At 46.5% G+C, this 24,470-nt stretch carries 23 protein-coding genes, 1 tRNA gene and 1 riboswitch; of the genes, 11 read left to right on the top strand and 13 right to left on the bottom strand.

Translation table 11 applies throughout. The features are described from left to right. Nucleotides 1-2 precede the first annotated feature (2 nt). The 3 genes from JT717_RS02665 to JT717_RS02655 all read right to left on the bottom strand — a co-directional run bounded on the left by JT717_RS02665 (nt 3) and on the right by JT717_RS02655 (nt 4,195). Complete coding sequence (locus JT717_RS02665) at nt 3-1,454, bottom strand: TolC family protein (protein WP_205508633.1); 1,452 nt, start codon at nt 1,452-1,454, stop codon at nt 3-5. Nucleotides 1,455-1,688: 234 nt separating this feature from the next. After that, on the bottom strand, nt 1,689-2,855 hold the full coding sequence (locus JT717_RS02660; RefSeq protein ID WP_205508632.1) for a trans-sulfuration enzyme family protein: 1,167 nt from the start codon (nt 2,853-2,855) through the stop codon (nt 1,689-1,691). A 5-nt stretch (nt 2,856-2,860) separates the two neighbouring features. After that, nucleotides 2,861-4,195 carry an APC family permease gene (locus tag JT717_RS02655; RefSeq protein ID WP_205508631.1) on the bottom strand — a complete coding sequence of 445 codons (1,335 nt, stop codon included), beginning with the start codon at nt 4,193-4,195 and terminating at the stop codon, nt 2,861-2,863. 56 nt (nt 4,196-4,251) lie between these two features. Between JT717_RS02655 and JT717_RS02650 the strand changes: the two genes are divergently transcribed. The 11 genes from JT717_RS02650 to JT717_RS02600 all read left to right on the top strand — a co-directional run bounded on the left by JT717_RS02650 (nt 4,252) and on the right by JT717_RS02600 (nt 15,409). Continuing rightward, nucleotides 4,252-6,318: a TonB-dependent receptor family protein gene (locus JT717_RS02650; RefSeq protein ID WP_205508630.1), complete on the top strand. Its 2,067-nt coding sequence runs from the start codon at nt 4,252-4,254 to the stop codon at nt 6,316-6,318. 93 nt (nt 6,319-6,411) lie between these two features. Further along, nucleotides 6,412-6,679, top strand: a riboswitch (cobalamin riboswitch). Between the two features lie 119 nt (nt 6,680-6,798). Further along, nucleotides 6,799-8,730 (top strand): TonB-dependent receptor plug domain-containing protein, encoded by a 1,932-nt coding sequence (locus JT717_RS02645; RefSeq protein ID WP_205508629.1) that lies wholly within the window; start codon nt 6,799-6,801, stop codon nt 8,728-8,730. A 78-nt stretch (nt 8,731-8,808) separates the two neighbouring features. Continuing rightward, on the top strand, nt 8,809-9,384 hold the full coding sequence (locus JT717_RS02640) for a DUF6580 family putative transport protein (protein ID WP_205508628.1): 576 nt from the start codon (nt 8,809-8,811) through the stop codon (nt 9,382-9,384). A 168-nt stretch (nt 9,385-9,552) separates the two neighbouring features. Next, nucleotides 9,553-10,491, top strand: a complete 939-nt coding sequence (locus JT717_RS02635; RefSeq protein ID WP_205508627.1) for an ABC transporter substrate-binding protein — start codon at nt 9,553-9,555, stop codon at nt 10,489-10,491. Continuing rightward, complete coding sequence (locus tag JT717_RS02630) at nt 10,484-10,708, top strand: cysteine-rich CWC family protein (protein ID WP_205508626.1); 225 nt, start codon at nt 10,484-10,486, stop codon at nt 10,706-10,708. The genes JT717_RS02635 and JT717_RS02630 overlap by 8 nt, the downstream gene beginning before the upstream one ends. Further along, nucleotides 10,695-11,255 (top strand): bifunctional adenosylcobinamide kinase/adenosylcobinamide-phosphate guanylyltransferase, encoded by a 561-nt coding sequence (locus JT717_RS02625; protein WP_205508625.1) that lies wholly within the window; start codon nt 10,695-10,697, stop codon nt 11,253-11,255. Before JT717_RS02630 ends, JT717_RS02625 begins: the two co-directional genes overlap by 14 nt. Further along, on the top strand, nt 11,239-12,081 hold the full coding sequence (locus JT717_RS02620; protein WP_240347783.1) for a Dph6-related ATP pyrophosphatase: 843 nt from the start codon (nt 11,239-11,241) through the stop codon (nt 12,079-12,081). Before JT717_RS02625 ends, JT717_RS02620 begins: the two co-directional genes overlap by 17 nt. Nucleotides 12,082-12,105: 24 nt before the next feature. Continuing rightward, the gene (gene cobT, locus JT717_RS02615) at nt 12,106-13,185 is read left to right on the top strand and encodes a nicotinate-nucleotide--dimethylbenzimidazole phosphoribosyltransferase (RefSeq protein ID WP_205508624.1); all 1,080 of its coding nucleotides are present in this window, start codon (nt 12,106-12,108) and stop codon (nt 13,183-13,185) included. A gap of 206 nt (nt 13,186-13,391) precedes the next feature. Then, nucleotides 13,392-14,204 (top strand): adenosylcobinamide-GDP ribazoletransferase, encoded by an 813-nt coding sequence (locus JT717_RS02610; RefSeq protein WP_205508623.1) that lies wholly within the window; start codon nt 13,392-13,394, stop codon nt 14,202-14,204. Between the two features lie 182 nt (nt 14,205-14,386). After that, nucleotides 14,387-14,995: an alpha-ribazole phosphatase gene (cobC, locus tag JT717_RS02605; RefSeq protein ID WP_205508622.1), complete on the top strand. Its 609-nt coding sequence runs from the start codon at nt 14,387-14,389 to the stop codon at nt 14,993-14,995. A gap of 342 nt (nt 14,996-15,337) precedes the next feature. Beyond that, a tRNA-Arg gene (locus tag JT717_RS02600) sits at nt 15,338-15,409 on the top strand. A gap of 247 nt (nt 15,410-15,656) precedes the next feature. On the opposite strand, the gene JT717_RS02595 is transcribed toward JT717_RS02600, so the two are convergent. The 10 genes from JT717_RS02595 to JT717_RS02550 form a co-directional block, all read right to left on the bottom strand. Next, a complete protein-coding gene (locus JT717_RS02595; protein ID WP_205508621.1) occupies nt 15,657-16,229 on the bottom strand; it encodes a YdeI/OmpD-associated family protein in 573 nt (190 codons plus the stop codon). A gap of 309 nt (nt 16,230-16,538) precedes the next feature. Beyond that, the gene (locus JT717_RS02590; RefSeq protein WP_205508620.1) at nt 16,539-16,781 is read right to left on the bottom strand and encodes a hypothetical protein; all 243 of its coding nucleotides are present in this window, start codon (nt 16,779-16,781) and stop codon (nt 16,539-16,541) included. Between the two features lie 306 nt (nt 16,782-17,087). After that, a complete protein-coding gene (locus tag JT717_RS28750; protein WP_205508619.1) occupies nt 17,088-17,849 on the bottom strand; it encodes a MerR family transcriptional regulator in 762 nt (253 codons plus the stop codon). A gap of 88 nt (nt 17,850-17,937) precedes the next feature. Then, nucleotides 17,938-19,026 carry an NAD(P)H-dependent flavin oxidoreductase gene (locus tag JT717_RS02580; protein WP_205508618.1) on the bottom strand — a complete coding sequence of 363 codons (1,089 nt, stop codon included), beginning with the start codon at nt 19,024-19,026 and terminating at the stop codon, nt 17,938-17,940. Between the two features lie 10 nt (nt 19,027-19,036). Then, the gene (locus JT717_RS02575; protein WP_240347782.1) at nt 19,037-19,426 is read right to left on the bottom strand and encodes a nuclear transport factor 2 family protein; all 390 of its coding nucleotides are present in this window, start codon (nt 19,424-19,426) and stop codon (nt 19,037-19,039) included. Between the two features lie 73 nt (nt 19,427-19,499). Then, the gene (locus tag JT717_RS02570) at nt 19,500-20,234 is read right to left on the bottom strand and encodes an SDR family NAD(P)-dependent oxidoreductase (RefSeq protein WP_205508616.1); all 735 of its coding nucleotides are present in this window, start codon (nt 20,232-20,234) and stop codon (nt 19,500-19,502) included. A 4-nt stretch (nt 20,235-20,238) separates the two neighbouring features. Beyond that, nucleotides 20,239-20,457, bottom strand: a complete 219-nt coding sequence (locus tag JT717_RS02565; RefSeq protein WP_205508615.1) for a tautomerase family protein — start codon at nt 20,455-20,457, stop codon at nt 20,239-20,241. 22 nt (nt 20,458-20,479) lie between these two features. After that, nucleotides 20,480-20,998, bottom strand: coding sequence for a YceI family protein (locus JT717_RS02560; RefSeq protein ID WP_205508614.1), 519 nt, complete (start codon nt 20,996-20,998; stop codon nt 20,480-20,482). Between the two features lie 100 nt (nt 20,999-21,098). Beyond that, nucleotides 21,099-21,671, bottom strand: a complete 573-nt coding sequence (locus JT717_RS02555; protein ID WP_205508613.1) for a Crp/Fnr family transcriptional regulator — start codon at nt 21,669-21,671, stop codon at nt 21,099-21,101. Between the two features lie 103 nt (nt 21,672-21,774). Beyond that, nucleotides 21,775-24,405 (bottom strand): glycoside hydrolase family 3 C-terminal domain-containing protein, encoded by a 2,631-nt coding sequence (locus JT717_RS02550; protein WP_205508612.1) that lies wholly within the window; start codon nt 24,403-24,405, stop codon nt 21,775-21,777. Nucleotides 24,406-24,470 lie beyond the last annotated feature (65 nt).

Raw genomic sequence — 24,470 nt, 5'->3', positions numbered from 1 at the left:
ATTTATAATTTGATGCCCTGCCCTTTATAAAACTCCAGCACCTTCATTTTAAAAACATAATCAAACTGGGCGGAAGCCATATCAAATTTAGCACGGGTTAAATTGGCCTGACTGATAATGAGATCGAATGTACTGAGTAAACCCAGCTCGTTCCTTTTTTTAGCAATGTCAAAGGATCGTTGTGTAACGTCGAGGGTTAGTTTGGTTGCATTGAATTTTTCAAGGGCAGCCGATGCGCTGTAATAAGCTTTATAAATATCGTTCTTCAGGGTTTGATCGGCCAGCGCTTTGGTAAGTTCGGCATTTTTAATATCCAGTTTTGATCGCTGGTAATTAAAGCGGGCAGTACCGCCACTGATAATGGGCACCGTTATACTCAGGCCCAGGCTTTGGCGGAAGTTATTGTTTATTTGTGTACCCCAGCCATCCCAGCGTTCACCAAAGGATTTTTTACCCTGGGCTACCTGCACATTCGGTGTAAATACCGGGTATTCTGCACCAGATAAACGCACCACATCGCCATTCGGTGAGTAGCCGTTTAACGTAAAACCGGTTACTTTTTTGTCGGCGCTGGAGAAGTTAGTACCCAGTGTACCGCCCACCGAAATAGTTGGGTACATGGCCGCCCGGCTGGCGCGCAAGGCAGCTTCCAGCGAGCGCAAACGCAATTGATTTACTTTTTGCGCCGGCTGATTTTGCAGGGCGATCTGGAAAACCGTTTCGGGTTGTAATTGCAAAATAGGCTCCACCGGAATTTCTTCTACCGGAGGTGTAGTGATATCAAAGAGTTTACCGGCATCTATATTCAATACCTGTTTCAATTGCAGCAGGTTCTGATCGGCAGTGGCGCGGGCAGAGATATAGTTGGCGCTGTCGGTGGCGTACTGTCCTTCAAGGGTAAGCGCATCCAGCTCGGGCGCAGCACCGGCAGCCACTCTTTTGCGCGCCACTTCCAGCTGGTCTTTTGTCTGCTGCATTTGCACACTGGCAATTTTTATTTGTTGCCTTGCCAGTAACACCTGTAAGTAATAAGTGGCCACATTCAGCGACACTTCATTTTTAATGCGCTCCACATCCATTTTAGCAGCATCGGTATTCAGGCTGGCCGAAATAATATTATTCTTAATACGATGCCAGTTAAAAACAGTGACGCCTGCACTAAAATTATATCCCTGGTATAATAACTGGTTACTGGTAAACTGGTTGGTGGTAGGGTCAATGGAGCGGCCCCATTGCAGGCCGGTATTGGTGCTGAAATCGGCGCTGGGGTATTGCGACCACCTGGTTTGTTTTTCACTTATTTCAGCCACCCCGGCCTGAACCGTTGATTGCTGCACAGCAATATTGTTGGCCAGGGCATATTCTACACAACGCCGCAAATCCCAGTTATCCTGCGCCCATGCGCCCGATGAAAGGCAGCATATAAAAAGAGGAATAAATAATAGGAGTTTCATTTTCCAAAAGTAATTGTAATGACAGGCGAACCAGCTTGTTTTTGATAAACGGTCAGTTAAAAAAATGAATAAACGCATGTATAGAAACCTGTAAACACAGCATTCCGGATGCTGAGGAACTGTTCTTCAACATACGGTTTTACCGCAACACCGGCTCATTGATGAGGTGGCGCCAACACCAATTATTCACGTTACTCCCGGGCCTGGAACCAGGTATGCTAAAGCCGGGCTAAACTACCGGCTTTTTGCAAAAGCCTGCTCATAATCGGCGATCAGGTAATCGGGGTCTTCCAGACCTACATAGAACCGGATCATCTTGTGCGCCCGGTTACCGGCATCGAAATGCTCTGGTTTTATGGAAGCGCAGCGGGGAATGGCCAGGCTTTCATGACCACCCCAGCTTACAGCCATTAGAATATGTCGCAGGGATTCGCAGAAGGTTACAATCTGTTGCATTTTTTCTGCCTTCATTACAAGGGTGAACAGGCCACAGGCCCCGCTCATTTGTTCGCGGGCCAGTTCATATTGCGGAAACGAGGGATCGAAGGGAAAGATCACTTCTTCTACCTGGGGGTGTTTTTTCAGGTATTCTACCACTTTGGCAGTGGTGCTGGAAATGCGTTCAAGGCGAATGGGCAGCGTACGCAGGCCGCGAATGAGCAGCCATGCATTGAAGGGCGTAATGCCATTACCCATGTTCAGCAGCTCATTGTCGAAGATCTTTTTCATCATCTGGCGGGTGCCTGTTAATACGCCGGCCACCACATCGCTATGGCCGCCTATATATTTTGTGGCCGATTGCAAGACCATATCAATACCCATGGCCACCGGCTTTTGGTACAGGGGTGTGCAGTAGCTGTTATCACAAATAGTTATAATATTTTCTGCCCTGGCCAGTTCGGCAACAGCCCGCAGGTCCTGCAAAGCAAAATCCCAGCTGTTGGGCGATTCCAGGTAAATGATCCTGGTATTGGGAAGAATGGCCCTTTCAAAATTTTCTATGTGGGTGCCGTCGACATAAGTAGTGGTAATGCCAAAGCGGGGCAGGATATTATCGAACATTCTTTGCGCCCAGGTATAGGGATTGCGCACTGAAACGATATGGTCACCTGCTTGCACATTCGAAAAAACAGAAGCGAAGATGGCCGAAGCGCCGCTGTTAAAGACGAGGCAGTCCTCGGCCTCATCCAAAGCAGCCAGCTTCTGGCGCAGGATATCAACGGTTGGGTTTAAGCCGCGGCTATACAGGTATGTACTGAACTCGTCCTCAAACACCTTACGCAGATCGTCCACCTTTTTAAATGCGAAATTGCTGGTTTGCATTATGGGCGGAGAGATAGCACGGAAATATTGCTCCCGATCTTCACCTAATTCATTTAAAATGTACGAAAGGTCGTTCATGTAACTTAGTTTGGTTGAGGAGATTTCTTGAATAAACGTAACACAAAATACAGTATAAAGAAAACGGCGAAGACCAAAGCGCTTACCCACGCCGCCTTTGGCGTATTGATCGCAATACTGGTGCCCACAAAGAGGTACGATGCAATAAAGATCAACGGCAGCAATGGATACAACTTCATTCGGTAACTATTTTTTATATCGTCTCCCACAGCTCTTTTACGTAAAATAAAAATAGTGCCAGCGGAAGTGGCCATGCCTATGGAATCCAAAAATATGGTGTGATCGAGGATCTCATCAAAGGTTTTGCCATAAAAAAGGGTGATCAGGCACAAGGTCGTAAAGGCACTGAGCGAAACAACTATTACGTTTCTTTTGGTGCTTACTTTTTTAAATATTGCCGGCAATACGCCCTCATCACTCATTGCATACATAACACGCGGATTACTCATCAACAATACATTTACATAGGCAAGCACAGACAGGAACAACAATACCGATAGAATGGTGAATCCCCTCTCTCCAAACAATTTACCGGCAAGAATAGCAGCAATGGATTCTGCTTCTTTTAAATTCCCAAAACCTATCACCTTATAATAGGTGTAATTAATTGTAATATACAGCAACATTATTATAGCAATGCCAAAAATTATCCCTTTTGGTAAAATTTTTGACGGATTTTGAACCTCCCCGCCGAAATTTATCGTTTGTTGGTAGCCGCCATATGTAAAACTCACTGCTACCAGGCAGGCGCCAAAAGCTTTTAATGTGCTCATGAGACCGGGCGTTTCCGAACTGGCTGGGGTAACCGCAGCGGCATAGTCGCCGGTGAACAAGGCACTGATCAAAAATACCACCACCCCGATCTTGATCACCGTGAGCACATTCTGGGTTTGGGCACTCATTTTAAGGCCCATCAGGTTCACGCCATAAAAAAGGATCACCGCTATCGTAGAAATAAGGAGCTTGAGGGAATCGATGCTGGAATGGTCTTTGAATAATACATTCGCCAGGTATTCTGACCCTATCAGCGCCACCCCGGCCAGGGAAGCGGCATTTGACACCAGGATAATACAATTGATGGCAAAGGCTACAGAAGGATGGTAGCAATAGGAAAAGATCTTGTAATAGCCGCCGGTAACCGGATACCTTGAACCAATTTCGGCATAGGTCAATGCCCCGCATAAGGCCACCAGTCCGCCCATGATCCAGGCAATGAAAAACATATCTGCCGAGCCCGCCTGCCGGGCTACATTTACCGGGGTACGAAAAATGCCCATGCCTATTACCAGGCTGACGACGATCATTGTGAGATCGAATAAATTTAAGCGGGACGACTTCATTAATGAAAGTTAATTAATATTTGCATTTACCTTTAGGGTTAATTCACGCATAGCAAATGAAAAACTGGGTCCTTATCTTTTTAACAGCTCTAGCCAGTGTATCACTGCAGGCACAGCAGCATCATTCACAGGATACCACGCGTACCTTGCAGGAGGTGGTAGTGAAAGCCTATGAACAACACCGCCAGTTGAAAGAAGTATCAGCCGCCGTTAATGTAATTAATGCAGCGCAGCTGGAGCGATACAACAATACCAGTTTTTTACCTGCCCTGAATGCCACGCCCGGCGTGCATATGGAAGAAAGATCACCCGGCAGCTACCGGTTAAACATACGCGGCAGTACACTGCGCTCGCCTTTCGGGGTTCGAAATGTAAAAGTATACTGGAACGGTATCCCGTTCACAGATCCGGGCGGCAATACTTACCTCAATCAGCTCAGCTATTTCAATGTAAATTCCATAGAAGTGCTCAAGGGACCGGCCAGCAGTTTGTATGGAGCAGGTACCGGCGGTGCGGTGCTGATCAACAGCCAGGCCGACAACAAAGCGGCAGGCATAAACCTGCATTATACAACCGGCAGCTATAATTTACAAAACATCAATGCGCAGGTAACACTGGGCGACGGTGATCATAACAATACATTTGGCTATGCCCGTTTAACCAGCGATGGTTACCGCGATCAAAGCCGGATGCGGCGCGATGTAGCTACCTGGGAAACCCGGTACAAAGCCAGCGATAAACAACAACTGGCTGCTTCGGTAATGTACGGCGACCTGTACTACCAAACACCAGGTGGATTAACAGCTGCTCAATTTAACGCGAATCCGAAATCGGCCCGGCCGGCAGCAGGCGCTTTTCCCGGTGCCCAGGACGCCGGGGCCGCTATTTACCAGAAAACATTCCTCGCAGGTATTACCCATCAATACCGGTTTACCGAAAACTTTCAGAACACATCGGTAGTTTATGGCGCTTTTTCCAACATAAAAAACCCGGCCATCCGCAATTATGAAAGAAGAAGCGAACCCCATTTTGGCGGCCGTACCGTTTTTACGCTCAACAGGCAGTGGCAAAGCAGCAGCCTTCAGCTTTCCTTTGGCGGGGAAGGGCAACGCGGCTTCTTTAACACCAAAACATTCGGTAATGCAGGCGGGCAACCCGATACCGTGCAAACCGATGATGATATAGACAATTATATTTATTCGGGTTTTGTACAGGGTGATCTGCGTTTACCGGGCGACTGGTCGGTAAGTGCAGGCCTTAGCATCAATAAATCTTCTATCACCATTACCCGCTTAACCGGCCCGGAGACCGGTAAACTGAGCGCCAGTTTCAATAGCGAATGGGCGCCGCGGCTTGCCATCTCAAAAAAGATCATTCCGGGCCTGCTTATGTATGCGAGTATATCCCGTGGTTTTTCGCCGCCCGGAACGGCTGAAATACTGCCCTCTACCAGCATCATTAATACCGGCCTGCAGGCCGAGCATGGATTGAATTATGAAGCAGGTGTTAAAAGCAGCTGGTTACAGCAACGTTTATACGTAGAAGTAAATGCATTCTATTACCAGTTACAAAATGCCATAGTGCAGCGCCGCGATGCCAGCGGCGCAGATTATTTCGAAAATGCAGGCAGCACCCGCCAACGCGGCATTGAATCACAGGCCAGTTACCAGTTATTGCCCAACAGCAACCGCTTTGTAAATAGTGCACGGTTATGGGCCAGCCATACCTGGCACCGGTTCCGTTACCAGGATTACAAAGTGGTGGCGAACGATTTTTCAGGCAACAAACTGCCAGGAGTTCCTGCCCATTCCATAGCGGCAGGTATAGATCTTACTACGAGCCCCGGCTGGTATATAAATCTTACCTGGTTTTACCGGGATCCCATTGCCTTGAACGATGCGAATACAGATATGGCCACTTCCTATAACCTGGCAGGAGGCCGCACAGGCTGGCGCAGGCCTTTAGGCAAGACGATCATAATGGACCTGTTTGCCGGGGTTGACAACGTTTTTGATGTGACCTATAGCCTGGGCAATGATATTAATGCTGCCGGCGGCCGGTATTATAATGCCGCCCCAGGTATTAACTATTTTGGCGGCATTTCATTTCAATATAAGCTGTAAGCCGTCAATGTTTTGCTTGCGCGTTTAGAACCAGCTCAACTTTCTTTCCACAGCCCTGCTGAAAAATTTTATTGGCAGAACAGGAACAGCACCTATTTTTGCCGCGTAATTGGTTTCCGACGATAAAGGTCGGGATGAAAAGGGAAACCGGTGCGAATCCGGTGCTATCCCCGTAGCTGTAAGTTCATTATCGTGAATAGTGATGGTCAATGGTCAATAGCTGCATTAGCTGCTGCCCGTTACCTGTTCACGGTTAACAATTGCTGAATACCCACGCCACTGTTGAGGCATCAAGCGTAATCAATGGGAAGGCATTCAGCAGAGAACAAGCCAGAAGACCTGCCAGTTGCCATTTTACATCAACGAGCTTTCGGGTGAAAAGCCGGGATGAAATCAGTCTTTACTACATAAGACCATTTCATTTCTGTTCGTATTTCATTATTCCGAAGGTTCATAGTTAATCAACACAAAACTATGACCATGTTAAAAAGGTTACTCACGTTTTCCGTCCTGATCCTTGGTTACCAGGCATACGCACAGGACAGCACCAGCACAAAACAACTGGGAGAAGTAATTGTCACGGCCAACAAACTGGCGCAAAAGCAATCCACCACCGGCAAGGTTATTACCGTTATCACTAAAGAGCAGCTTGAAAAAAGCAGCGGACGAACCGTAGGCCAGTTATTAAATGAACAGGCGGGCGTTTCGGTAAATGGTTCCCTGAACAATATTGGCACCAACCAAAGCGTGTATGTACGCGGCGCCGCATCGGGCAGAACACTGATCCTGCTGGATGGTATACCCGTATATGATCCATCGCTTTCAGGCAATGAATTTGACCTGAACCTGCTGTCGCTGAATGATGTCGAGCGTATTGAAATAGCACGCGGAGCACAGTCTACCATGTATGGCAGCGACGCCGTTGCCGGTGTTATCAATATTATTACCGTTAAGCAGAACGTTAACAAGCCGGTAAATGTAAAGGCAACGGTTAGTGCGGGCAATTACGGCACGCTCAGGGGCAATGCACAGTTCTATGGTAAAGCCGGAAAAATATTGTATAGCGCGAAGTATAGCAAACTGCATTCCGACGGGTTTTCAACAGCGTATGACAGCACCCATAATAAAGGTTTCGATAAGGATGGTTTCAATTCCGATGTAGCCAGTGCTTCCATGCAATTTGAGGCAACGGCCAACCTCCTGTTCAAAGGATATATTCAGTACAGCCGCAACAAAACAGATATAGATGACGGCGCCTTCGTTGATGACAGGGATTATACCGTGAAAAACAAAAATCTGATCACCGGTGGTGGATTTAATTATCACAGGAACAATGTGAATATTACCGGCTATTATGCTTACAGTGATTTTACCCGGAGTCAATTGAACGACAGCAGCGATGTGCCTGGTTTCACGACATTTGCTACGTTTGACTATTACGGCCGGTCGCATTTTTTAGAAGCCTATGCGAATATCAGCCTTGGCAGTGGCTTTACCTGGTTGCAGGGAGCCGATTACCGGTTCAGCAGTATGAACAGCCAAACGCTATCTATCAGTGCATATGGCGCATACCCTGATAACTTCAATGATACATCGCATAGCCAGGCTTCGTTATATTCTTCTTTATTTTATAATGCGCCTAATGAGAAGCTGAACGTTGAGCTGGGCGGCCGCATGAATGTACATTCGCGCTATGGCAGTAATTATACATATACCTTTAATCCATCCTATAATTTCAGCAAACAATTCAGGGTATTCGGAAGTATTGCCACCGCTTTCAAAGCGCCTACCCTTTACCAGTTGTATTCATCTTATGGATTGTCGACATTGGAACCAGAACGTTCGACCACCTATGAAGCAGGCGCTCAATATACCAGGCACAGCAGCACTGTTAGGGTAGTGTATTTTGACCGCCACATCAAGGATGGTATCGACTTCGATTATATCAACTATAAATATTTCAATGCAGCGAAACAACAGGTACAGGGCCTGGAACTGGAAGCCAGCCTAAAACCGGTACAGGCATTGACGATAACGCTGAACTATACCTATTTCGATCCGAAAGAAGAGATCCAGAGCCGGGAAACATTTAAAGATACAGCCTACCGCTATTTGCTTAGAAGGCCCAAACATAACTTTAACATAACAGCGGGTTACCAGTTCAATAATGGCTTGTACATAAGCGCGAACGGAAAATATGTAAGCAAACGTTATGATGTGGGCGGATACCAGCTGCCCGACCTGGTGTTGGATGATTATTTCCTATTGGGCGCTTATGCAGAATATAAGCTGCCGAAATACATAAAAGTATTTGCAGATGCCCGCAATATCACCGATCAACGGTTTTTCGATATCCGCGGATATAATTCCATGCCATTTATGTTTACGAGTGGCGTCATTTTTAACTGGTAAAATAAACAAGAAGGTCCTTCCGGGTTTCCGGAAGGATTTTCAGCATATACATTCTTTAATCTGTTAAAACACGATAGCATGTCAATAAAACAAATCAGTCCACGTTATGCGGCATTGTTGCTTTTCATTGTGGTAACGGCCGCTTTGCGCCTGGCATCCTTCCTTGGCTGGGGACCGCTCACTGTATTAACGCCTGTGGGCGCCATGGCCTTGTTTGGCGGGGCGTATTTCCAGGGCTATATAAAACCAATTGTTTTCCCATTATTGACGCTGTTCATAAGCGATGTAGTGCTCACATTCACTATTTTTTCCGATGCTCAATACCGCGATGGTTTGTTGTATAATGGCTGGGTATGGACCTATACTTCTTTTGCGCTGATGGCCATTGCCGGTAAACTGATCATTCGCGACATAACTGTTACCAGAATTGTTATGGCAGTCATTGTTGCCGGCCTCATCCATTGGCTGGTAAGTGATCTTGGCTCCTGCATCGTTGAAGAGAAATTTACTGTTTCGCTGTATACGCAACGATTGATCTCTGCCATTCCCTATGAATGGCGATTTCTGGCGGGTACGGTCTTTTACAGCGCCGTTCTGTTCGGGGCCTTTGAGTGGTTACAAAAGAGATATACCTCATTGCAACCTTCCGTCTAATGGCTTCAGGTCATCCTGGGTTCCAGGTTTCAGGTTACAAGTTACAGGTTGCAAGGCTTTATCAGAAGACCCTGGAACGTGCAACTTGTAACTTGCAATTTGTGACCCTTACTGGTTTCCCGAGCTCTTTAACTTGTATCAAAATATTAACTCATTCAAATTTCCTCCATGATAGCAAGTTCCTTTCTTCCCGCCGCCACCCAAATGATCTATGACATGGGTTTGCAACACCGTTTGCAGGGTATCACTTTCGAATGCCCGCAGCAGGCACTGGCAGAAAAACAAAAAGTGGTACGCTGTGTGCTTGAAGGACATCACTACAGCAGCATGGAGATCGATAAAATATTCTCTGCTTCCAAGGCCCAGGGCAAGAGCCTGTATTATGTAGACGAAGCGGCGCTTCAGGCCATTGCACCCGATCTTATTTTTACCCAGGATGTTTGTGAAGTTTGCCAGATCGATACGGCCTGCACGGCTGCAGCGGTAGCTAAATTGGCAAAGCAGCCCCAGCTCATTGCGCTTACGCCAAACAACCTGCATGATGTGTTCAATACAGCCATTACCATTGCTACCGCGATGGGCAATGAAGAAGCAGCCTATGCCTATCTTGCCGCTTTACAAAAAAGAATAGACGCCATCATCGATGGTTTACGGTACCATAAAGCAGCCCCTAAGCGGGTGATGATCATGGAATGGATGGCCCCGGTGTACAATTGCGGTCACTGGATCCCTTACCAGGTGGCCTATGCCGGTGGAATTGATATGTTGTCGAACCCGGGTGGCGACAGCATTGTTACGCCCTGGGAAAAGATCGTGAAATATGATCCGGAAGTACTGGTGATCGCGCCCTGCGGTTTTACGATCAGCCGTACTGCAGAAGAGATCAATTTGCTTACCGCAAAGAAAGAATGGGCGCAGTTAACGGCTGTGCGGAACAATGCGGTATTTCTTGCAGACTACGACCTGTTCACCCAGCCGAGTGCCGGCACCTTAACCGATGGTATTGAATTGCTGGCAGCCTTGTTCCACCCTGGCCTGTTCAATGTGCCTGCGCATTTAGAACATAAATACAAACCGTTACATCAATCAACACTGGCCTATGTGTAAACATGAGCAAAAAACCTGTCCCCGCTGCCAGGCGCCCTTTGAATGTAAAGTAGGTGATGTAATGCATTGCCAGTGTTATGGTATTACATTCACTGCAGAAGAAAAATCATTTATCGAAGAACGGTATTCAGACTGCCTTTGCCGCCATTGCCTGCTGGAATTGAAACAACGATACACTTTATTTACCGAGAAATATTTTACGAATGGTACAAGATGAAAGCGCGCCCGGTTTAATATTCATTACCGGTGGCGCCCGCAGTGGCAAAAGCCGCTATGCACAGGAGCTGGCGCTGCAGTTAAGCAACAATCCGATTTACCTGGCCACGGCGCGGCACTGGGATGACAATTTTGAAAAACGCATACAACGTCACCAGGCAGAAAGAGATGAACGGTGGATGAGTATTGAAGAAGAAAAAAATATCAGCGGTTTGTCATTATCGGGCAGAGTGGTTGTGATGGACTGTGTTACTTTATGGCTGACCAATTTCTTTACCGATACCAAGTACGATGTGGAGGCCAGCCTGAACTTATGCAAGGCGGAAATCGATCAGCTCGACACGACCAACAATACCTTTATCATCATCAGCAATGAACTGGGTATGGGCATGCATGCCGACACGGAGATTGGCAGAAAATTTACCGATCTGCAAGGCTGGATGAACCAGTATATTGCGCAGAAGGCGGATAAAGTGATCTTTATGGTGAGTGGTTTGCCGCTTGTAATTAAAGGCAGAATACCCCGAGCCCATGAAGGGCAGCAATAAACGGCTTTTGGGTAATTGTCATCATGAACCGGTATCTATTGATAATACAATGAATAATAAATCATCCAGCAACACAGGAAGCCCTCTTTCTCCCCTTCAGGGGGTCAGGGGGTATATGAATTGGAGCGGAGGCAAAGATTCTTCGCTGTGTTTACATTATATACAGCAGGATAATCGCTACCAGGTTGATTGCCTGCTAACCAGTGTGAATGCAGCGCATGACCGCATATCCATGCACGGTGTACGGCGTTCATTGCTGGAAGCACAGGCCGCATCTATAGGACTTCCCTTACAAACCATTGAACTGCCCGAGCAACCAGGTATGCAGGAGTATGAACAGGCCATGCTGCATCAAGTGACGGCCCTGAAGAACCAGGGCTACAGTCATGCGGTATTTGGGGACATTTTCCTCGAGGACCTGAAACGGTACCGGGAGGAAAAGCTGGCAGCCATGGATATACAATGTGTGTTTCCCTTATGGAAAATTCCTACTAGCCAACTGATGCACGAATTTCTGGATGCTGGTTTTAAGGCTATCATCGTATGTGTGAACACAAAATTCCTTGACAAAAGTTTTTGTGGCCGCCTGATCGACGAATCTTTTGTACGCGATCTGCCGGCCGATGTAGATGTATGTGGTGAAAACGGAGAATACCATTCTTTTGTATTTGATGGGCCCATCTTTAAAAACCCGGTACCCTTTACCAAAGGCGATATCGTGTATCGCACTTACCAGGCGCCCCAAAACGCCCAGGACAGCTGCAACCCCATGAACCAGGCTTCGGAGTATGGATTTTATTTCTGTGACCTGTTGCCGAACAATTGACCATTCACGAGTACAACTTAACATATGTCAGCTACACAAGCGCAAACATTGAAACAGGCTCTACAACATCTCATCGACTATAAAACGAAACCGCTGGGCGCATTGGGCAGGCTGGAAGAAATTGCGCTGCAGGCTGGCCTGATCCAGGAAACGACAAAACCGGTGATCAACGATCCCCACATCATTGTATTTGCAGGAGATCACGGCATTGCAAAAACCGGTTTGGTGAATGCTTATCCGCAGGAAGTGACTGCCCAGATGGTATTGAACTTTGTAAATGGCGGCGCCGCGATCAATGTATTCTGCCGTCAGCACCAGCTCACCTTAAAGGTTGTAGATGCAGGCGTAAACTTTGATTTTTCCCCGAGCGCTGTTGATCTTATACATGCGAAGATCGGCAATGGTACCCGGAATTACCTGGAGGAGCCGGCCATGCGTATGACAGAAGCAAAGCAGGCCATTGAAAAAGGGAGGACCATTGTGCAAGAGGTAGCGGCGGCGGGTTGCAATTGTATAGGATTTGGCGAAATGGGCATCGGTAATACCTCATCGGCTACGCTGATCATGAGCGCAATCACAAAACTACCCGTAGAGGCATTCACGGGCAGAGGCGCCGGCCTGAACGATGCGCAGCTGCAGAAAAAGATCGATACATTGCAACAGGTGTATAAAAAACAAACATTAGATGCGTTAAGCGACCAACCCATGGAGTTGCTGGCGCGGATAGGCGGATTTGAGATCGCCATGATGGCCGGCGCCTACCTGCAAGCCGTGCAACAACGAATGATCGTGGTAGTTGATGGTTTTATTGCCACAGCTGCTTTGCTGATAGCCAATGCCATTTTTGAATGGGAGAAACAACCCGTTATGGTACCTGGCTGGAAGAACCTGACAGATCATTGTATTTTTGCGCATACCAGTCAGGAAGCAGGACATGAAAGGATCCTCCGGCACCTGGGTGTTACTCCATTGTTAAACCTGGGAATGCGCTTAGGCGAAGGAACCGGTGCCGCATTGGCTATGCCGATGATACGATCAGCGGTAAATTTCCTGAATGAGATGGCGAGTTTTGAAAGCGCGGGTGTGAGCAATAGTGAAGCTTAAGGTGGGCACGGCTGAAGATTTTCGGAACGCTTAATCCGCCAAAGGCACGCTTAACGCCAAGGGGTAATTATCCAAAGGCGGAGAGGCGCAATACGCATAGCGCTGAACGAACGCTCAACGGGAATTGCCCAAAAGGCGGACAGATACCATTTGCGTAGCGCTGAACGAACGCGAAGCGCAGAACGCTTCAGCATTAAAAAGCAATCATGAAAAAAGAGTTGCGGATATTTTTTACGGCCATGATGTTTTTGACGCGGTTGCCTGTACCGCGCTTTACCGATCATTCAGCTGAATACCTGGAACGATCGGTAAAATATTTCCCCCTGGTCGGCTGGATGGTAGCCGCTATCAGCGGGTTTACATTTCTTGTATTTAATAAATATATCAGTGAAGATATTGCGATTGCAGCTTCTATCATTGCCGGTATATTAACAACCGGAGCATTTCATGAAGATGGATTTGCAGATGTATGTGATGCATTTGGCGGGGGCTGGACCAAAGAAAAGATCCTGCTGATCATGAAAGACAGCCGGCTGGGTTCCTATGGTGTCATTGGTATGATGGCCGTGCTTTTTTGCAAATTCCTCTTATTAAAAGAGCTGCCTAAGTTCACCCCCGATCTGCAGGCGCCTTCCCTGAATATCTTCTACAATTACCGGTATTTTTTATTGACCCTGGTCGCCGCCCACTCCTTAAGCCGGTTCATGCCCGTACTGGTTATGCGTTTTTATGATTATGTAACCGATCCCGATGGCAGTAAATCGAAGCCGGTGGCCACCCGCAAACCAACGGTACCTGACCTAGTGATACCTGCCATCACAACATTGATACCATTTGCGTTTATGAGCTGGCATTTTCTGCTGGCAATTGTACCTGTTGTGTATGCCGCGTTCAGTTTGGCCAGGTATTTTAAAAAATGGATCGGTGGTTATACGGGCGATTGCCTCGGCGCCATTCAGCAGGTGAGCGAGCTGTGTTTTTATCTAAGCATGATCATTATTTTCCGCTATATGATCTGATTGACAGAACGAGCGCATAGAGCAGGTGGCCCCGCCGGCGGCATGGAGTAAGGCGTTTGCCTTACCCTGTTTACTGGGTAACACATTGAGTTGGCAAGGGTATTGCAAAGGAAAATTTCCTGGTATTTTATTGGTGGTTAACTAGTCAACCTGTTAACTTTCAAACTTATTAACTTGCTTCCATGTCAATTTACCTTATACGTCATACCACCCCACTCATTGAAAAAGGCCTTTGTTATGGGCAATTGGACATCGATGTAACTGAAAGTTTTAAGGAAGAAGCTGCGCAGATCCAGCATGCGCTGCCTGACAACATTGAGCAGGTGTATAGCAGTCCGCTCATCCGCTGCCATAAACTGGCCAGCTATTTATTTCCCAATCATGCTATTAATTTGGAACCAGACCTGATGGAATTGGCCTGTGGGGAATGGGAGGGCATACATTGGGATGCCATTCCGGCTGAGGTGATCGATCCCTGGATGAAAGACTTTGTAAATGTGTGTATACCGGGGGGAGAAAGTTATATCCAGATGCATAGCCGCGTTACGCAATGTTTCAAGCGGATCGTTGAGGGGCCCAAGCCTGTGGCGATCGTGACGCATGGAGGCGTGATCAGGAGTATTTTGGCGCATATTACGCAAACGCCGCTGGTTGATTCATTTGGCGCTTTTAAGATCAGTTATGGCTGTGTGATGCAGGTGCAGGCTACGCCGTCGGGGCTGCAATATGAGACCTTACATCATGTGGTTACGGAAAAGGAGCAACATAAACCCAGTAAGTTCAAAAAATAGGTGTTTGCGGCATGGACACCAGTCTTGTGGAATAACATCGGCCCGCGCTACCGGGAACAGTGCTTGTGTTTCGGGAACTTAGCAGTTCCGATGCCGTCAACCTGCAGGCGCCTGAATTTCCAGTGGGAACTGTGGTCAAAAGGCAATCTGGGGAGTTTTTTTCCTTAATATCGCATTAATTATCAGGGCTGAGGAGATTTGGCAATTTTAATGTAAATTTGCCGCCCGTCGGGCAATGGGCAATGGGCAATGGGCAATGGGCAATGGGCAATGGGCAATGGGCAATGGGCAATGGGCAATGGGCAATGGGCAATGGGAAGGCGGAGTTCTTAAAAAAATATTGGTCTCGTAGTACAATGGATAGTACGCAAGTCTCCGGAACTTGATATCCCAGTTCGATTCTGGGCGAGACCACTCTCACATGTTCATTTGAAGTAACGAAAGTTTGAAACCCCGTGTAAAGAGATTTATGCGGGGTTTTTGTTTTTGGGTGTGATCGCACCTGGCAAAAAATTACCTTTTCATGCAACAGCTTCGAGCTCTTCTTTTCAATCCACAAAACTTGTAACTGAGCCAACTGTTTATTCTTGTAACTGGAAAAGTTTAATATTACAGCACCGGATCTGGTAATTGCAGCGATACAACTTATGTAGTAGAAATCTCAGAATTGTTTGGGCTTCTTTTTCTGGCTTGCCAGGGTGGCAATTTCGTCTATCCGCTTTTGCCGCGTCTCGGGACGTTTGGCAAGCACAAGCCATTGCAACATCGCTTTTCTTGAAGACTTACTTAAACTTTGAAAATAGTCTTTCGAACCTTTGTGTTTTTGAAACGCCTGCTCCAGATCTTTGGGTATTTTCAGCTCTTCAACGATGTCTAAGATCGTCCATGAACCATTTTGCTTTGCCACTTCAATGCTTTGGTGCCCTGCTTCCGACATAAGCCCCTTGTCGATCAAGCGCTGCACTTTTTCTTTATTGATCTTTGACCAGGTGCTTCCTGGTTTTCGCCTGCTGAAAAACTGGTGTGATGTTTCTTCATCTATTTTGATCTTCTTACTGTCTATCCAACCGAAGCAAAGGGCAACATCAACTGCATCGCTCCAGGTAATTGATTTCCTTTTTGAGCTTTTGGTGTAAAAAACAAGCCATACAGCCTGTTTCGAAAGGTGATTTTTCTGCAACCATTTTCGCCAGTCTGCGACGCTTTTAGGATAGAATACTTCTATTTCTTGCATCTCATCTTTATTTAATGCATAAGATTTGTATACGGAAAAGCAGCTGTCCTGCGGGTTACAAATTTAAAACCGGCTTATGACAGCCTTATGTCAGGAGTGAGGAAATAATTAGCAGTAATTACCAGGGCAGATTAAGCTGGCGAACCCGCCGGATCCTGGTTTAGCTTGTGAATGGGGTTGGCGCTTTTTTATATGTAGCAGGTGTTACTTACAGGAGTAGCCGTATATTCAATTAAAAAAAATTGCAGGGTAAAATACCCTGCAATCTTAAAGCGTCTGTTACATTTCAACTGTTCCGCTTTAATGTCTTTAGTTAAGTGCTTCAGGAGTTTCGGCTGCTTCAGTGGCGCCTTCTTCAGCAAATAAATTCTCACCGGCTGCTTCTTTCGAAGGCTTGGCAGCTTTCTTGCTTGATTTGTCAAGGATCTTTTCAAGGGCGCTGATCGCTTCCTGAACAGGTTTTAATTTACCCATCAGTTCCGCTTCCTCTTCCTTCAATTTCTTTAATGCGTCTGTAACCGGATTTTCCTTTGCAATGGTTTCTTTGGCCATAAGATTGGTTGATTTTGTTTTTTATTGAAAAAGTCTTTCTGTCTGCCTGTAATTCGTGGAAACGGGTCGCTAAAATACATTCTAATTTGATATCGTCATATAAGGAGGTTCATAAATTTGCCAATTTTTTTAGTACAAATTGGCGGACGCATTTTGTTATTCACATGTCGAATTGACCGCAAATTCAAATTAATGGAAATTAATATGTTACAGCTTAGGCTTATCCGAAGTTATTCAAGTGCACAATAAAAAATAAACCCCGCGGGTGAGCGGGGCTTGTTTTCATGAATGGTGTCTGAGTTACTTCTATAATCTTTCTGCAAAAAACTTCATTGCCTGCTGCATAAACTGCGCAAATTCCGGCTGGGGTTTTCCCTCTATCATCGTATATCTTTCATCTGCTATATAGAGGTCGCCTAAACCGGCATAGGCAGCCGCCTGCTTATCGGTTATACCAGCCGTACCCCAGAATTCCCTTATCAGTTCGTAATGTACCGCTATTTCCTTTTGAGTCTGCTCATTGGCGGGATCTTCATGACGCATCGAGAACAGCTTTTGCCAGTTAAGGCTTGCTGCGTGCTGCAGCGCTTTAAATTCCTGTTTCGTTTTCTGCAACAAATGCTTCCTGGAGCGTTCTACAGCATCGCCCCATTTCTCTACAGCCAGCCGTTGCCAGCTTTCGACTGTTTCTGGTGGAAAGCCTTCATATAATTCCTCGGGTTGTAACATGGTTTCGTTTTTTAGTTGATCAATCGTTTTGTCAATCGTAACCAATAAGGTGGTTATCCGCTGATGCTTTTGTTGTAAAGCAGCTTTATGGTTTTCCAGGGCCTTTACCGGATCAAATGCAGGATCATCCAGGATGTCGGCAATTTCTTTGAGCGGCAGATCCAGCTCTTTATAAAAAAGGATCTGTTGCAATCTCAATAACTCGGCCTGCCCATATAAGCGGTAATTTTTTTCTGTGCGCACAGAAGGCTTTAGCAAACCGATCTGGTCATAGAGGTGGAGTGTCCGGACACTCACCCCTGCCAGCGCTGCCAGCTTTTTTACGGAGTACTGTTCCACTGCTTACTGATTGATGAAAACAAATGTAGGGTATGACGTAAGGTAAGGGTCAAATATATTTTCATGTTTTTTTTCAGCCACCGCTATTTCACGATGAACTATTTGCCATAAAGTAGGCGCCTGTCTCTTCTATCAATGACTGCAACAGTTGCTTTGCTTTTCTATGTTTCAGCAAAGGTGCAATTTGTCCGCCCCAAAATAAGACCATGTCCCATTTTTGCTGATCGAGTGCTGCTTTTCTTAGTGATGACATAAAGGTGGTCTGTAGCGGAAATGGTAAGAACTGGTGCTCTTTTCCGGCTACATCTTTGGCGATCCTGCTGGTAATACCACGGCCTAAGCGGCCGGTAAAAGCCCTTGACAGGGTCGTATACCTCGCCTGGGGCGAGAACAGCATCTGCCGGTGTATGGGCAAGGCGTTTGATTCATCAGTAGCCAGAAAAGCGGTTCCCACCTGCACGGCATCTGCGCCTAACGTTAATGCAGCCGCTATTCCGCGGCCGTTGGCGATACCACCTGCGGCAATAATCGGCGTTTTTACCTTTTCTTTTATTAACTGCACCAACACAAAAGTTCCGGTAGTGGATGTTTCGGCCGAAGCCAAAAAGGATGGCCTATGGCCACCCGCTTCAAATCCAGATGCAATGATCATATCTACACCGGTCTCTTCCAAGGCAATCGCTTCATCAAGGGTAGTGGCTGCGCCAATTGTTTTTATACCGAGCTTATGAAATTGCTCCAACACAGTGGGCGGCAGCGTACCGAACATAAAACTGAAGACGCGTGGACGTATATCCAAGATAACCTGTAACTGGTTTTGAAAGCGTGACGCAAATGGCGCCGGCTTCTCGGGCAGCGGAATACCAACCTCATCGAAATAAGGTTTGAACAAGCGGCTGACCTGTGCATAATGATCATCAGTGACTGTGCCATTTAAAGTATCTGTATCAGACACCCACAGGTTCAAATTATAGGGTTTGTCGGTAGCTGCTGTAATTTGTTTGTTCAGGTCATAAATTTCCTGCGGACTTAAGGTATACGCGCCATAACCACCCAGCCCGCCCGCATTTGATACTGTGGCTACCAATTCTACCGAAGAAAGCCCACCGCCGAAAGGACCTTGTAATATCGGATATTCAATGCCCAGGAGTTCTGTTGCTTTTGTGTTGTACCACATGGTGTTTCGTTTATTTGTTTACGTCACTGATCATTTTATTGACGATGCGCCATTGCCCATCGATCTTGTGAAAGGACAAAAATTCGTGATAAAGGAACGCATACATTTGTACAGTCACTTCTGCAATGGCTATGGAATTAACCACTTTTATAGCCAGAATCTCTGTCTTAAATGGCTTTCCGGAATCTTTTGGGCTTTGCCGTTGCTGAACACCATCCAGGTAAGAGGCCAGGGTTTTGGCATATGGTTGTCCTTTCACATCGCCAAAAAGCAAGGTGCCCGGATGATACACTTTGTGCAGTTTATCCAGATCGCCTTCATAGATCCCTTGAAAGTAATATGCTGATAGTGCATGGGCGATTGCTGCTGAATCCGTTTCCTGTATCTGCTGCGTGCGCATATTGCTTGTTTTTTGTGCTTTGTTGTCCTGCACATGACAAGACAACAAAGCTATTAATAACATTATTATCATCTCAATTCAAATGATGACCGGCGGCCAGGCCTCCATCTACGTTGATGATGGCGCCATTGATGAAATTGCTCTTCGCGATCGTGTACACCATTTCAGCTACATCTTCTGCTTCGCCTACCCGGTTTACCAGGTGCAAACCCGCCATTGTATCGGCATTGCCGCCATGCATAGGCGTGCGTATAGTTCCTGGTGCAACAGTATTTACGCGAATATTCTGTTTGCCGAATTCGGCTGCCAGCTGCAGGGTGAGTGAATGAATAGCGCCTTTGCTCGACATGGGCGCTGTAATGGGCACACCGCCTAAAGACCGGTGCACGAGTGGCGTGCCGATATTGACCACTACTCCATCCTGTTGTTTCAGCATCTGCGGCAGTACCGCCTGTGTGGTAAAAAAGGTTCCTTTCAGGTTGGTGCTTAAAAAGCGATCGAGATAAGCTTCATCTACTTCCAGAAAAGGCCTGGTTTCAAAGATGCCGGCATTGTTTACTAGCACATCGGCGGAGCCAAACTTTTCTACAGCTGTTGCCATCAGTTGCTCACCCGTACTTTTGTTGCTTACATCACCGGCCACCATGGCCAGGTTAGGCCCTGCACCCAGTTCCTGGTAAGCCTGTTCCAGTTTACCACGGGTGGTAGAATTGATCACAACATTATCACCTCTTTTCAGAAAGTACCTGGCTACTTCTTTCCCGATACCGGAAGAGGCGCCGGTAATTATTATAGTTTGTTTTTTCATGGTTTTATTTTTTATCAGCGGTTATACCCTGTTCACGCAATACCGATACCTGTTCCCCCGCATAGCCCCAATTGTCTGTTTCCACTTCTGCTATGGATATATGGGTAAGCTGTGGGTCTTTGTTCAATACACTGGTGATCACATCGGTTATTCCTTGGATGAGTTGCCGCTTTTGTTCGCGGGTGACGCCTTCACGCGTCACTTCAATTTTTACGAATGGCATAAAATGTTTTTTAAGATGGCTGCTAAGCAGCAATAGCGGTGATGTTTACTTTCAGGTCGAAATCATTATAGATAAGGGTATCGCCCAGATTGGTGAAGAAATTACCAGAGCGGAACCTGATGCCGTATTTGGTGCGGTCAATAATTATTTTCCCGAAAGCGTATAAAGTATTGCCGACAATATGCACACTCGCATCAAAGCCCACCGGATGGGTAATGCCTTTGATGGTGAGATCACCTTCAACATGGTTGTCGTTGACGGAAGTAATTTCAAAACGCGCTTCGGGATATTGCTCGATGGAAAAAAAATCATCTGAAGCCAGGTGGCCGGCGAACTGGGCATTGGTGGCAGGATCATCAATATCCAGGATCTTAATGGAAGTGGTATCAACCACAAACTGACCACCGCTTAATTTACCATCATTTACTGAAAGGGTGCCTTCTTTTACGGCAATGGTTCCGAAATGTGCGCCGGTAACTTTCCGGCCGGTCCAATCGATATTGCTCTGAGCAACGGCGATCTCGAATTTTTGATGTTTCATTTCTTTGTGTGTTTTTGTTTACGACACAAAGATGCGATGGATCGGGAGGGTGATTGCGTGATCTACATCACTATCCACAATTTGTGATGGACATCACATTTCAGGAGTTGTAGAGGCGGCTGAGGGTTTCGCGGGAAACGCCCAAATAAGCGGCAATCAACTGTTTCGGAACAATATTATACAGCTCGGGATACTGGGCCATCAGCTCTTCATAGCGATGTTTCACGTCGTTATTCATCATGCTCAGCAGTCTTTTCTGCGAAGCCACATACCCTTTGTTCGTTCGCCACCGAAAAAAATGTTCTACCTGGTGCACCTGGCTGCATATCTCTTCCCTGTTGGCATTTGACAGGCGAAGCACTTCTGCATCTGTTACACAATCAACACTAACAGCCGCTTTGGCGCCACTATATAATGCATTATAATCAGACGCCCACCAGGTTGGCATGGCAAACTGAAGAATGTACATTTTTATATCATCATTAATATAAAAGGTTTTGAGGCAACCACTCAATACAAAGTATTCATGGTTTACTCTGTCACCGGCTGAAATAATGGTCTGGCCTTTCTTAAAGGATTGTAACTCGAAGCGGGCAAAGAAATTGTCGAATTCGGCATCGGTTAATGCAGCGATCTTCGCTACATGTTCTTTCAGCATCCGTTTTGGGTCCATAGCCGTCAAATTGAGTAATTACAAAGAAAGTAATTCTTCGTTAATACGCAATACTTCTACCGCATAAAGCGGCAGCAACTGTTCAACTGGTTAACCCACCTTACTACTTTATCATAACTGCTTTTTTAACAATATTCCCGCTGGTTGCATTGGGTTCATCGGGCTGGCTACCGCCAACCGCTAATTGTATTTTTCCGTGTAAGGGCAAACGCTTTCCGGTAGCATCTACATAGGTAAGATCCTCAGGCGATAAAGTGAAATGAACCAGCTTCATTTCCCCTGGTTTTACAGTGATTCGATGAAAGCCTTTTAATGATTTCAAGGGGGTAAGCAGGGAAGGATTCTGATTTACCAGGTACAATTGAACCACTTCATCACCTGCTTTCTTACCTGTATTGGTAACCCGCACGGTGACTTTGACCGCTTTTCCACTTTCAACAGCTGCCGGTACCGTTAATTGATCATAGCGGAATGTGGTATAACTAAGTCCATACCCAAAACCATATAATGGTTTGCCGGTAAAGTACCGGTAGGTCCTGTTCTTCATAGAGTATTCTTCAAATGCCGGCAGATCATTATCGCTTCGGTAAAAAGTAACCGGTAAGCGGCCCGATGGATTATAATCCCCGAACAACACATCTGCAAGGGCAGTGCCGGCAGACTGACCGCCATACCAGGCATTTACAATTGCCGGGAGGTTCGCCGATTCCCAGGGTGTGGCAATGGCGCTGCCCGTCATCATTACAAATACAACAGGTTTGCCGGTTGCGTGTAATGCTTTCATCAGTTCTGTTTGTATAGCCGGCAGTTGAATAGTGGTTCTATCACCACCGCGGAAGCCAGGATCACTTACTTTCATTTCTTCTCCTTCCAATTGAGGTGAAATACCACCAGCAACGATGAAAACATCTGCATCACCGATCTTTTTGATCAATGCATCGAAATCAGTTACGGTAGGTTGACCTGTACTCATTTTCATGGTGGCCTTGCCTTCGCCCTGCCAGTATTCCACCACCAGGTGATAAACAGAATCTTTTTGTGTAGTGAGTGTATAGGATGCAATGTCCCGTGGCTTTCTAGTCCAGGAGTTTACAACCGTTTTTCCGTTGATGATAAATCGCAGTCCATCGTCGGCTTCGAGCTCAAAAGTGATCGTGCCATCGGTGCTTGCCTTATAATCGGTAACATAACGGGCAGAAAAGCTGTATGCTTTCAGATTTTCCAGCACCGCTTCTCCTTCCTGCCAGTTATGATCGATACCTTGTTCAAACCGCGTGGCAACCGGTTCTCCATTCAATTCCGTGTTGTTGTAGTAGCTTGCTTTGAACCCTTGTTTTCCTTCTATAGAACAGGACTTGCTGATATCTCGGTAGTCAAGTATATTTTTGTTGGTAAAATTGATTGCCTTTTCGTATACGACCTGCGTGGCAGCGCCGGCCTTGTCTTTTATTCCCTGCAATATGGTGACCAGTTTCGACGGCGTTCCATTATAATTACCCAGTGGAGAAATGACGTTATTGGCGTTAGGCCCCAATACAACTATTTTTTGCAGTCTCTTTTTCAATGGTAATGTATTGTTTTGATTCTTCAGTAATACGATCGATTCATGTGCCATATCCAATGCGTGTTTGGCGTGAGCGGCTGCTTCGAGGGCGCTTGTGGGGGTTTGTGCATACTTTACCATCGATGGCGGATCGAACATGCCCAACCGAAACCGGATGAGGAAAAGCCTTTTTACCGAAACATCGATCTGCTGTTCTGTGATCTTTTGCTCTTTTACCGCCTGCACAAGTGCTTTGTAAGCGTCTGTGCCGCAGTCAAGGTCTGTTCCATGGAACACCGCATCAGCAGAAGCGGAAGCTGCATCCGGATGTGTTTTATGATTTTTGAAGAAATCATCGATGGCCCAGCAATCGGAAGTTACATATCCTGTAAAGTTCCATTGATTGCGCAGGATATCTGTCATCAGCAGGTCGCTGGCGCAACAGGGTTGTTTGCGGAAGGCGTTATAGGCGCACATGACGCCTGCTACCTTTGAATCTGTTACCAGTTTTTTAAAAGCCGGCAGGTAGGTATCCCACAGATCGTAGGCACTCACATCGGCATTGAACACATGGCGTTCGGGTTCGGGGCCGCTGTGTACCGCATAATGTTTTGCGCAGGCTGCGGCTTTCAGGTATTTGGGGTCGTTGCCTTGCAGGCCCCGTACAAAAGCATCGCCTAACTGGGCGGTAAGGTAAGGGTCTTCGCCATAGGTTTCCTGTCCCCGGCCCCAGCGCGGATCGCGAAATATATTGATGTTCGGTGTCCAGTAAGTAAGTCCCAGATAACGCGCATTTGTCTTTCCGGCTGCTACTGCTTTATTGAAGATCACCCGTCCTTCCAGCGCAGAAAAATCGGCCATTTTAAACAGTGCCGCTGTATCGAAGGTGGCCGCCATAGCAATGGCCTGCGGATATACCGTTACATTGTAAGGCGTTCTTGCAACGCCATGTAATGTTTCATTCCACCAGTCATAAGCGGGAATATCGAGGCGCGGAATAGCGGGTGAAGCATTGAGCATTTGCGATACTTTCTCTTCCAGCGTCATGCGGCTCACCAGGTCATTGACCCGCTCTTCGAAAGACAGATTAAAATTTTGATAAGGGAACTTCCAGTTCTGCGCCTGCAGACAGGTATTTGCCAGCAGGCAAACAAACAATAAAGGAGAAAGAAGATATTGTCTGATTTTCATATGCAAGGTGCTTTATTGGCAACCGCAATGTAAACTTTTATGTGCATAGCACATGGCGGAAAAAG

The sequence above is a fragment of the Longitalea arenae genome (assembly GCF_016924755.1).
GTDB classification, from domain to species: Bacteria; Bacteroidota; Bacteroidia; order Chitinophagales; family Chitinophagaceae; genus Niastella; species Niastella arenae.
The sequence above is the reverse complement of the archived record's forward strand: the minus strand, read 5'-3'. Positions and strand labels throughout refer to the sequence as shown.

Excerpts from the sequence above, each read along its gene's own strand:
- JT717_RS02570 (WP_205508616.1), bottom strand. The coding sequence starts at position 20,234 with ATGAAAAAACAAACTATAATAATTACCGGCGCCTCTTCCGGTATCGGG.
- JT717_RS02625 (WP_205508625.1), top strand. The coding sequence starts at position 10,695 with ATGGTACAAGATGAAAGCGCGCCCGGTTTAATATTCATTACCGGTGGC.
- JT717_RS02650 (WP_205508630.1), top strand. The coding sequence starts at position 4,252 with ATGAAAAACTGGGTCCTTATCTTTTTAACAGCTCTAGCCAGTGTATCA.
- JT717_RS02640 (WP_205508628.1), top strand. The coding sequence starts at position 8,809 with ATGTCAATAAAACAAATCAGTCCACGTTATGCGGCATTGTTGCTTTTC.
- JT717_RS02595 (WP_205508621.1), bottom strand. The coding sequence starts at position 16,229 with ATGCAAGAAATAGAAGTATTCTATCCTAAAAGCGTCGCAGACTGGCGA.
- JT717_RS02580 (WP_205508618.1), bottom strand. The coding sequence starts at position 19,026 with ATGTGGTACAACACAAAAGCAACAGAACTCCTGGGCATTGAATATCCG.
- JT717_RS02590 (WP_205508620.1), bottom strand. The coding sequence starts at position 16,781 with ATGGCCAAAGAAACCATTGCAAAGGAAAATCCGGTTACAGACGCATTA.
- JT717_RS02655 (WP_205508631.1), bottom strand. The coding sequence starts at position 4,195 with ATGAAGTCGTCCCGCTTAAATTTATTCGATCTCACAATGATCGTCGTC.
- JT717_RS02665 (WP_205508633.1), bottom strand. The coding sequence starts at position 1,454 with ATGAAACTCCTATTATTTATTCCTCTTTTTATATGCTGCCTTTCATCG.
- JT717_RS02555 (WP_205508613.1), bottom strand. The coding sequence starts at position 21,671 with ATGGACCCAAAACGGATGCTGAAAGAACATGTAGCGAAGATCGCTGCA.
- JT717_RS02645 (WP_205508629.1), top strand. The coding sequence starts at position 6,799 with ATGTTAAAAAGGTTACTCACGTTTTCCGTCCTGATCCTTGGTTACCAG.
- cobT (WP_205508624.1), top strand. The coding sequence starts at position 12,106 with ATGTCAGCTACACAAGCGCAAACATTGAAACAGGCTCTACAACATCTC.
- JT717_RS02635 (WP_205508627.1), top strand. The coding sequence starts at position 9,553 with ATGATAGCAAGTTCCTTTCTTCCCGCCGCCACCCAAATGATCTATGAC.
- JT717_RS02660 (WP_205508632.1), bottom strand. The coding sequence starts at position 2,855 with ATGAACGACCTTTCGTACATTTTAAATGAATTAGGTGAAGATCGGGAG.
- JT717_RS02550 (WP_205508612.1), bottom strand. The coding sequence starts at position 24,405 with ATGAAAATCAGACAATATCTTCTTTCTCCTTTATTGTTTGTTTGCCTG.
- cobC (WP_205508622.1), top strand. The coding sequence starts at position 14,387 with ATGTCAATTTACCTTATACGTCATACCACCCCACTCATTGAAAAAGGC.
- JT717_RS02630 (WP_205508626.1), top strand. The coding sequence starts at position 10,484 with ATGTGTAAACATGAGCAAAAAACCTGTCCCCGCTGCCAGGCGCCCTTT.
- JT717_RS02565 (WP_205508615.1), bottom strand. The coding sequence starts at position 20,457 with ATGCCATTCGTAAAAATTGAAGTGACGCGTGAAGGCGTCACCCGCGAA.
- JT717_RS02620 (WP_240347783.1), top strand. The coding sequence starts at position 11,239 with ATGAAGGGCAGCAATAAACGGCTTTTGGGTAATTGTCATCATGAACCG.
- JT717_RS02575 (WP_240347782.1), bottom strand. The coding sequence starts at position 19,426 with ATGCGCACGCAGCAGATACAGGAAACGGATTCAGCAGCAATCGCCCAT.
- JT717_RS02560 (WP_205508614.1), bottom strand. The coding sequence starts at position 20,998 with ATGAAACATCAAAAATTCGAGATCGCCGTTGCTCAGAGCAATATCGAT.
- JT717_RS02610 (WP_205508623.1), top strand. The coding sequence starts at position 13,392 with ATGAAAAAAGAGTTGCGGATATTTTTTACGGCCATGATGTTTTTGACG.